The 9,914-nt window shown below is 37.1% G+C and carries 6 protein-coding genes and 1 CRISPR repeat array; of the genes, 4 read left to right on the top strand and 2 right to left on the bottom strand.

Going from position 1 to position 9,914, the window contains the following annotated elements:
• Position 1: 1 nt before the first annotated feature.
• A CRISPR array of direct repeats spans positions 2–704; the repeat unit is 36 nt; unit sequence CCCCCCCGCTGGGTTTAATGCGGATTAGTTGGAAAC.
• Positions 705–1,129: 425 nt separating this feature from the next.
• Positions 1,130–3,004: a peptidoglycan D,D-transpeptidase FtsI family protein gene (locus AC3DU7_RS15450; protein WP_488040219.1), complete on the bottom strand. Its 1,875-nt coding sequence runs from the start codon at positions 3,002–3,004 to the stop codon at positions 1,130–1,132.
• A 285-nt stretch (positions 3,005–3,289) separates the two neighbouring features.
• Positions 3,290–3,865: a hypothetical protein gene (locus AC3DU7_RS15445; RefSeq protein ID WP_488040218.1), complete on the bottom strand. Its 576-nt coding sequence runs from the start codon at positions 3,863–3,865 to the stop codon at positions 3,290–3,292.
• Positions 3,866–5,334: 1,469 nt separating this feature from the next.
• Between AC3DU7_RS15445 and glgB the strand changes: the two genes are divergently transcribed.
• From glgB to AC3DU7_RS15425, 4 genes are all read left to right on the top strand, one after another.
• Complete coding sequence (gene glgB / locus AC3DU7_RS15440; protein WP_488040220.1) at positions 5,335–7,662, top strand: 1,4-alpha-glucan branching enzyme; 2,328 nt, start codon at positions 5,335–5,337, stop codon at positions 7,660–7,662.
• A gap of 231 nt (positions 7,663–7,893) precedes the next feature.
• Entirely contained in the window at positions 7,894–8,172 is a 279-nt protein-coding gene (locus tag AC3DU7_RS15435; protein WP_488040217.1) for a helix-turn-helix domain-containing protein, read from the top strand.
• A gap of 198 nt (positions 8,173–8,370) precedes the next feature.
• Positions 8,371–8,811 carry a hypothetical protein gene (locus AC3DU7_RS15430; protein ID WP_488040216.1) on the top strand — a complete coding sequence of 147 codons (441 nt, stop codon included), beginning with the start codon at positions 8,371–8,373 and terminating at the stop codon, positions 8,809–8,811.
• Positions 8,812–8,826: 15 nt separating this feature from the next.
• Positions 8,827–9,914: hypothetical protein (locus tag AC3DU7_RS15425; protein ID WP_488040215.1), on the top strand; the 1,088-nt coding region annotated here is incomplete at its 3' end.

The raw sequence follows: 9,914 nt of genomic DNA, 5'->3' as shown, positions 1-9,914 counted from the left end.
TCCCCCCCGCTGGGTTTAATGCGGATTAGTTGGAAACAAGTCCGGATATACCGGACTTACCAAGTACTCATCTACCCCCCCGCTGGGTTTAATGCGGATTAGTTGGAAACATGCCGATGCTTCAGCGGTGTTTGGGTCATCAATGCTAACCCCCCCGCTGGGTTTAATGCGGATTAGTTGGAAACGTCTACTTCTTCTGATTCTGATTCATTTTCAGTAGTTTGTGCCCCCCCCGCTGGGTTTAATGCGGATTAGTTGGAAACCTTTACTTGTGTCGCGGGTTTTTGTTGTTGTGACATTCCCCCCCGCTGGGTTTAATGCGGATTAGTTGGAAACATCATACTAGTCGGATACTTCATTTCGGGCAGATTTTCCCCCCCGCTGGGTTTAATGCGGATTAGTTGGAAACAAACAGTAATGTATCTCGTTCAAGTGTTTGGCCCCCCCGCTGGGTTTAATGCGGATTAGTTGGAAACAGTTCAGCATAACGTTGCTGGTAACACCTCGATATAGTTCCCCCCCGCTGGGTTTAATGCGGATTAGTTGGAAACCTCAGATATATGTAACATTGCAGTTAAAAACTACAATCCCCCCCGCTGGGTTTAATGCGGATTAGTTGGAAACTATTTGGGTGATTATTAGCCTATAACCAATAATACCTAGCCTACCCCCCCCGCTGGGTTTAATGCGGATTAGTTGGAAACTTTTTCATCTTCTAGCCAGTTTAATAGAGTTGTTGGGAATTAAGCTCAAAAAATAGCTCAAACCCTTATTAGTCAATGTTTATAGCGTTTTAAGCCATGAAATCATGAAAACCTTATACGGTAAGCTTTTGAGCATTGTTCAATCCTTATTTCCCAACAACTCTATTTAGTACTCACATTCCGCACTTCAATTTGTAACATAAAAAGTAGTAACTTGGTAGGTATTTAGGGCTAGCTGATTAAATCTTAAAGCATTTACAGATAAAGGTTTTAGCCTTTAATGGTCTTGAAAAAGTACCTGGTTTTCAACTCTTCATGCTCAAAAAGTTAGCATTTCTGGCGCATAGTTGGGCAAAAAAAATTACTCCCCTACTCCCCTACTCCCCCGCTCCCCTACTCCTTAAAAAAGACTTTTTCAGCAAACCCTAATTATCAATTGTTGAACGAGACCTGACATCAGAAGGAGGAATTTGCTCAATATTAATCAAAGATTTAATAACCGACTTAACAATAGGAGCTGCCACCCTTCCCCCACTACCCTTAATAGGTTCATCAATAACCGCCAAAACCACATAACGGGGAGACTCCATTGGTAAAATACCCACAAAACTCGTAATTTTAGCCTTCTTAGAATAACCCCCAGTTTCAGAAGCTTTTTGAGCCGTACCAGTTTTACCCGCAATTCTATATCCACGAATTTTAGCTCTTTTACCAGTACCACTTTCAACCACCCTTTCCATCATTGCCAATACTTTTGTCGTAGTATCAGAAGAAAAAACCTGTCTAGGACTTCGCAAAGACAACTGCCAATATGGTTGTCCTTTACTATCAAACAAACCACGCATCACATGAGGTGTCACTAATTTACCCCCATTTGCTAAAGCTGCATTAAGCTGTGCTAATTGTAGAGGAGTAAGAGAAAATCCCTGACCAAAAGCAGTAGTAGCAGCTTCCACTGGTACCATTAAAAATTGGTTGCGGTCCTTTAAAATACTCGGTGCTTCAAAAGGAAGGTCTGCACCAGTAGTATCTCCTAATCCTAAGCGTTTAAGGCCATCATAGAAAACAGCTCGGGGCATTTGTTCAACAATTTTCACCATACCTACATTACTGGAGTGTTGAATAATCTCAGTCACAGTGCGTGCCCCACCGCCACCACCAGAGTTAAATATAGGCCAATTTCCGATAACTATTCTACCTGTGTCGTAAAATACACTATCTTCCTCAATTGCTGCCACTTCTAAAGCTAAGGCCACATTGATTGGTTTAAAAGTAGAACCTGGCTCATAAACATCTGTTACAGCCCAATTTTTGAATAGTGTTACGTCATAGTTATAGTATTGATTCGGGTCATAAGAAGGTTCTGATACTAGAGATAAAATAGAACCATCATTAGCATCCATCACTATGACAGTACCTCGCTTGGCCTGATACTCTTCTAATTGTTTTTTTAGTATTGTTCGTGTTGCTCGTTGCAAGCGAGAGTCAATAGTTAGATGCAAAGAAAGGTCATCTAACTGTAGAAAGCCTGTAGTTAGTTCGTCCGGTACCAAAGCACCTTTGATTAAGCGCCGAAATTGGATTTTTGGCACAGAGCGCTCTAAAAGATTTTGTTGGCTATATTCAATCCCAGCTTGACCTATACTTTCTCCGTCTACATATCCTACTATTTCAGCAGCTAACTCTTTTTGAGGATAAACGCGTTGTGGATGTTGAATTAACTCTAAGCCATCAACAAATAAATTAGTAATTTTATCTGTTGCTTCTTGAGGTATGAAGTCAGCAACTTTTACACCTGTTTCTCTTTCATTGAACATTTGGAGTAGGTCATTTGAAGTTAGAGTTTTCTCCAAATTTGCTCCTTCTAAAATAGTTGATAATTCATAAGCAACTTCTTGTTTTGAACGATTAAAAATTTTGGGGTGAGCATAGAGGGTATATGCGATTTTATCAATTGCTAAAGTATTGCCATTTCTATCAACTATTGGACGTCTAGGAACGAAAGGACTTGATTCTTCAGTTTGCTGGTATTTTGCTTGTTTTTGTAATGCTTTGCCTCGCAATACTTGTATATAGAAGAGGTTCATTATTAATCCTAATAAGCCAAGCATTAAAAGTATCCAGACTAGGTAAAGTCTAGATTGTTGACATTTTTCTGGTTTTGGATGAGTATTTTTAACAGAATCTGTTTCACTTTGGGGATTTTGAGTTTTGAATTTAGAACTAGATTTTTCTGTTTGTTTGTTTTTGAAAGACTTACGACGAAGTTGAGTATTTGAAGGATAATCAGAGGCAGCCATTTGAGTTATTTATTAATAATAAGTAAGCAGAAAATAATAAGCACTAAGTTATATTTAAAGAAGCACTCAGCAGTAAATGTTTAGAAGGGGATTTAACTAGCTATCAGCTTTTCGTGATAGTCATGCTCCGCAAACAGCATTTAGCTGTCAGCTAAAAATTCGAGGGCTTAAGTCCCCCACTATATTTGATTTGAAAAAATTAGTGGTAAGTGTTAACGGGGGTTTGAATCCCCCATTATACATCTTTAAAAGCTGACTGCTGATAGCTGAGTGCTGACTGCTACCTCAATATCCCACTGGTGTTTTGAGGAGATATTTATGACCAGAAGTAGATTCTAGATAAGGTTGAGGAGGATTAGGAGCAGGACGTGGAGGTGCTGGATCTAAAAATATCCGCTTGACAGAGTTTGGTGAAACTAAATCAGTATCAGAAGTTGAAGCTTGTTCGGCTATTTGATTTTTCAATAATTCATTAGCCACACTTATCTGCTGTTCTTTTTGTCTAAGCTTTTGTAATTCTTGATATTCTGTTGTCCATTTTGACTGACCATAAATTGTCCAGCCATAAATTGCCACACTGGTACTCGCTAATAATACAGTGACCATGGATGAAGTTAGTTGTGTTGCCATCAAAGATTTTAACCAGAGTGGTTTGGACTTAGGCAAAGAAATGACTTGAGCCAAATTCTGTTCTTGAATTGTTTGTGAGTCCCTACTATTTTCTGAAATATAGTTACCATCAGATAAATTTTTTTCATCTGTTAGTTTTTGTCGGCGAGCTGATTTTTTTGAGACGACGGACAAATTCTTTTTTGGGGACTTATTGTTTGGGGCCAAAAATGTACTTCTAAGTGCAACCATATAATTTACCTATACTGACATCTAAATTTAGAAAACTACAAAATACAACAGTATCTAATCTTGAGTATATGTTTTAATTTACCATTCAAATTTTAAGTGAATTTTTTTATACCTATCAACTTTTAACTATTTGCTTGATAATTTTAGTTGTATTTCTTACCTTTACAATAGTTAAAAACATGGTCTATTATCATCAGATAAGTTAAATTATATATGAAAAAAAAATTAATTTAAAACTCTTAAATGACTATATTAATATAGTAGTTTAATTCTTATTTAATTGGTCGTAATTTATTTTGAATCGCCATACAACAAATTAATTTTAATCTTAGTTAAGAATTTCCCAATTGTAATCAATCTGCAAAGTATCTATCCTGATGTAGATATAATTTTCCATCAAATTGACTTTGTTTACTAGCCAATCGCATTTGTCATAAAATCCTGATGAAAGGTTTCATAATGAATCCCAACTAGCAAAAAAATTAATTAGGGCTTTCGTGCTACTCAATATATTCTTTGAATTTTTCAATAATTATGCCACCACAACTATAGATATAATAGCTGCTTGTCCAAAACAGTTTTTTAGCCTAATAACTCTTTTTTAGTTTCATTTTAAATGCTGCACAAACATCAGGAAAAGTATTAGAAAAAACTATGCTTTTATAAGTCTTAATTGTTTTAACTAACTTACTTATAATACTGTTGTGGTAAAAATTAAAAAAGTATATGAATTATAGTCTGCCTCACAATTAAATTTGATTAATTTACACCCTAATGCCGCTACGCGGAAGTCAGAAGTCAGAAGTCAGAAGTCAGAAATATTGATTGGTAAGGCTTTTAGGATTTTGTAACTGGTCAGTTATTTCCGCCATTCTGCACTAATCTTTAGCTCTAAGAGTAGGCTGAAATCCAAAATTATAAGTAATAGATAGCCTGTAAGCATTTCCTCGGTAATGCTGCGCAAACAGCAGTCAGCTAGCCTCTTACAGAGGAACTGCGTTATCAGCAAGACTCCTGTGGAAGAACTGCCTTAACAGTTATTGCTTTTATCTCAAACTAAAAGCTTTACTAATTAAGTCATAATTTATACTTATTATCAAAACTGGCTGAAACAGTCTATTTTCATTAAAATCCCCTTCTTTTACTGAGAGCTGAAAGCTAATAGCTGTTTGCGCAGCATTCCGCAGGAAATGCTTACGATAGCGTTACTTAATTCTTAATTTTGTATTAATAATTTGTATACTTAATACTAATTGTGTCAAACAAAAAACTTTCTTTTATAACTATTGAGAGTGTCAGAGGCACTGGTCATGGTAAAAAGGTGAAAGTTGAATTATTGTTTAACCCTTAGACATTAGCTGTGTACGCTCAATATTTGGAGAATCTCTGCTAATCAACCGTTGAATAGCATATCTTTCCCCATCCTGGAGCCTTCCTAATTAATTGTTAACAAAATTATATTGACAAACATGACAATTTCTGTAGACCAAGTTAACCAAATAGTTTGGAACCATCACCACGACCCCTTCCAAGTCCTCGGTGCCCATCAGACAGAACAAGATGGCAAAACTGTAACAGTAATCCGAGCCTACCAACCAAGTGCTGAAGCTGTCTCAGTTATTTCACCAGTAGACTGGAAAGAATACCCAATGCAGTCAGTCCACAATCCACATTTCTTTGAATGTGTAATAGAAGCTCCAGAACTGGCCAACTATCAACTTAAAATCAAAGAAGGAGAACATGAACGAGTCATCAACGACCCCTACGCCTTCCGTTCTCCAAAACTCACAGACTTTGACCTTCAACTATTTGGAGAAGGAAATCATCACCGCATCTACGAAAAACTAGGGGCACATCTTACAGAAATTAACGGAGTCAAAGGAGTCTATTTTGCTGTTTGGGCACCTAATGCTCGTAACGTTTCAATTTTAGGAAACTTCAACTATTGGGATGGTCGTAAACACCAAATGCGGAAAGGCCACACAGGTATCTGGGAATTATTCATTCCTGATATTGGCCCTGGAGAACACTACAAATATGAGGTCAAAAACTGGGAAGGACATATCTACGAAAAAAGTGACCCTTATGGATATCAACAAGAAGTAAGGCCCAAAACAGCTTCCATTGTTGTTGACCTAGACTCATATACTTGGAACGACCAAGAATGGATGGAGAAACGTCGCCATACCGAACCTCTCACTCAACCTATTTCCGTCTATGAATGCCACCTGGGTTCTTGGATTCATGCCTCTGCTGCTGAACCTGCTAAACTGCCTAATGGGGAAACTGAAGCTGTAGTTCAAGTCTCGGAACTCAGACCAGATGCACGTTTTCTTACCTACCGAGAATTAGCAGATCGTCTGGTTTCCTACGTTAAAGATTTAGGCTATACCCATATTGAAATGTTACCTGTAGCAGAACATCCTTTTGATGGTTCTTGGGGTTATCAGGTTACAGGATTTTTTGCCCCTACCTCTCGCTACGGTAATGCTGAAGATTTCATGTACTTTGTAGATAAATGCCATGAAAATGATATTGGGGTAATTGTAGACTGGGTACCGGGACATTTTCCAAAAGATGGACATGGTTTGGCTTTCTTTGATGGGACTCACCTCTATGAACATCCAGACCCCCGCAAAGGCGAACATAAGCAATGGGGTACTTTAGTATTTGACTATGGTCGTAATGAAGTTCGTAACTTCCTAGTTTCAAATGCCCTTTTCTGGTTTGAAAAATATCACATTGATGGTTTTAGGGTAGATGCGGTTGCTTCTATGGTCTACCACAACTATATGAGACCTGATGGTGAATGGGTTGCTAACCAATACGGAGGTGTGGAATATATCGAAGCTGCTGATTTCCTCCGTCAGGTTAATCATTTGATTTTTGGTTACTATCCTGGTACTCTCTGCATTGCAGAAGAATCTACTGCCTGGCCAATGGTAACTTGGCCTACTTATGTTGGTGGTTTGGGCTTCAACCTCAAGTGGAACATGGGTTGGATGCACGATATGCTGGACTATTTTGAAATGGACCCTTGGTTCCGACAGTTCCACCAGAATAATGTTACTTTCAGCATTTGGTATCACCACAGTGAGAACTATATGTTAGCTCTGTCTCACGATGAGGTCGTACATTGCAAGAGTAATATGTTGGGTAAGATGCCTGGAGATGATTGGCAGAAGTTTGCTAATGTTCGGGCATTATTTGCTTATATGTTTACTCACCCTGGTAAGAAAACAATGTTTATGGGGATGGAATTTCCTCAATGGGGTGAATGGGATGTTTGGGGCGATTTAGAATGGCATTTGCTCCAACATGATGCTCACCAAGGAATGAAGCGATTTTTCCGAGATGTGAATCACCTCTATCGTTCTCAACCTGCTTTGTATGAACAAGATTGTACTGAGGAAGGTTTCCAGTGGATAGATTGTAGTGATAATAATCATAGTGTGGTGTCGTTTATTCGTCGCGCTAAAGATGGGAAAGAATTTGTGGTAGCGGTTTGCAACTTTACTCCTCAACCTCATAGTCACTATCGCATCGGTGTACCTGAACCAGGATTCTATACTGAAATATTTAATAGTGATGCTGGTAATTATGGTGGCAGCAATATGGGTAATTTGGGTGGTAAGTGGACTGATGATTGGTACTTCCATAATTATCAACAGTCTTTGGATTTATGTTTGCCTCCTTTGGGTATTTTGGTGTTGAAGTTAGACAAGGAGAAAACGTTAGCAGTGATGGAGCAGTCTCAGGAGGTGGAAGCTGAAGCTGAAACTGTGTCTGAAAGTTAGTGACTAAGAGCAAGTAATATTAATTAACCACAATGTAGGGACGTTGCATGCAACGTCCCTATAAGTTTGTAGTCTTTTTAAATGTGGTTCACTGACCTAAAAACTGTTGTAGGTGATTGACTTTTTATGACTTGAGAAAATATGCGGGATGTGATCGCTTACGATAAACACCAGTTGGAGAAATTGAGTTAGCTGAAAGGCGAAAACAAGATTATTTAAGTAATAAGCAAAATGATGAGTGATGTCAAGAAGTATATTAAGAAACGGAAGCAAATAGATCCTGAATTTACTGAAGAATTTGAGTCGGGATATGCCAGTTTTAAAATAGGGGTGATTCTAGCACAAGCAAGAGAAGAAACTGGAATGACAATAGAAGAGTTAGCCAGTCGGTTGAATTGGAATAAGTCAACTATTTTCCAAATAGAAAATAATAGTTCTGATGTTAGTATTTCTATTCTGGAAAGATATGCGCGAGAGGTAGGTAAAAAACTTTATCTAGAAATTAGATAATTTTTTGGGGATAACTACTGAAGTAAAAAAAATTGACAAAAGTTGACATAATTGTACATTCTTTGTGTGACAGAACCTTCTTCTTTGTTCAAAATACTTTTGTAGTATAGTTGTATCACAAGATGCCGGATATAATTAATAATGGGGGAGGGTAAACAGTTACCGTTGATTGATTAACAATACTCAAAAGGTTTAAACATGAAAAATGTTCAAGATTCAATTTCTCGTATGATTGCTAAACGAGATAAAATTTGGCAACAGTATGACTATGCAATGTCTAATCAAAAAGATTTAACTCAACGCTTTTCTAGCTATTCTAAGAAGAGCGGACAAGTTACGACTATTTCTCCTTTAACTCCTAATCAATTACCCCCTGATGAAGTTCAAGCTTGTCTTGATAAACTCTCTCAAACAGAGGGTAAAATTAAAAAAGAAAAAGCTACGATAGAGACCTATGAAAGGCAGATAGAATCTTTAAAAAATCAAGCTAATATCCTCATTATTGGACTCTGTGTAGGAGGTTTTGTTTTGCTAGTAATTTTAGTCAGTTTGATGAGTAATAAATCCTCTAATAATTCTAATTCTTCTCAACTGTATCAATTAAATACTCAAAAAGTTGTTATTAAACTTTCTAAGTAAGGAGATTATTAACTAATGTTTTGGAAAGAACAAATTGAAGACTTAAAAAACGAAATTGAAAAAAGTCGTGAACAGATATCAGGTTATCTGGCAACCTGTGCTTCTCTGTTTAATCATGGTAAATTAAACAGCGAAAAATTACCTGATTATTTTGGCAAATTTCTCGAAGATAACTATCAATCAACCCAAACCTATTTACAACAGCAACCAGTAGAAACGACAGGAAGTTGGCGAGATTCTCGTTGGCAAAATTGGGCAATTCCTGATAACTCATTAGGAACATTAGATCATGTCCAATTAATTCGTGTTGGTCAATTTATTGAAAAAAGACCAACTAACAATCATTTTTTTATTCCTGAACAGTTTTTTATTCCTGAATTTGTTCCCTTTGTGGGTGAAAATAAAACTATTATTATTCGTTGTAATAATAACACTCGTGATACAGGCTTAGAATTACTGCAATCTCTAGTCATTCGTACTGCTATTTTACTTCCTTATCAAATTAGTTATACATTCTGCGATCCTTTTAATACTGGGGGTGCATTTTTAATGCGTCGTTCCCTTCCTGAAACCTTAATTAGAGAAAATAGTGGTGAAGTTCATCGAGATTTGTTAAAAGTGACGGAAGATATTGGTGATGTAAAAAAAAATTATTTAGATTCCCAGTCTCCAGCTTTACATTTACTCCCCCCAGATATTCGAGTAAATCAAAGATTTGAAGGTATTTTTGTGGCGGACTTTCCTAAACGATACGATCGCCGAGATATTGAAGAATTACAAAAAATTGGTGGCAGTGGACCTGAAGCAGGAAAATATTTATTCATTCATTATAATCAAGATATCGATCTACCAAGAGATATTGATATGAATGGCTTTGAAAATGCCTTTTATATCGATCTCAATAAACAATTGAATACAGCAAAGTCTTGTCAACTTGAATTTAAACCTGATAGTATTCCTAACGCAGACTTACAGAAAAATTTACTCGATAAAGTTAAACAAGCTAAACCCCCCGAACGAAAATTAGATTGGGATGAAATTGTAGGAATCGATCCACAAAATTGGTGGACTCATAGGAGTGAAGAATGGATAATTACCCCTAT

This window comes from Okeania sp., assembly GCF_983059655.1.
This window is presented reverse-complemented; position numbering and strand designations above follow the sequence as displayed.

Excerpts from the sequence above, each read along its gene's own strand:
- AC3DU7_RS15450 (WP_488040219.1), bottom strand. The coding sequence starts at position 3,004 with ATGGCTGCCTCTGATTATCCTTCAAATACTCAACTTCGTCGTAAGTCT.
- AC3DU7_RS15445 (WP_488040218.1), bottom strand. The coding sequence starts at position 3,865 with ATGGTTGCACTTAGAAGTACATTTTTGGCCCCAAACAATAAGTCCCCA.
- glgB (WP_488040220.1), top strand. The coding sequence starts at position 5,335 with ATGACAATTTCTGTAGACCAAGTTAACCAAATAGTTTGGAACCATCAC.
- AC3DU7_RS15435 (WP_488040217.1), top strand. The coding sequence starts at position 7,894 with ATGATGAGTGATGTCAAGAAGTATATTAAGAAACGGAAGCAAATAGAT.
- AC3DU7_RS15430 (WP_488040216.1), top strand. The coding sequence starts at position 8,371 with ATGAAAAATGTTCAAGATTCAATTTCTCGTATGATTGCTAAACGAGAT.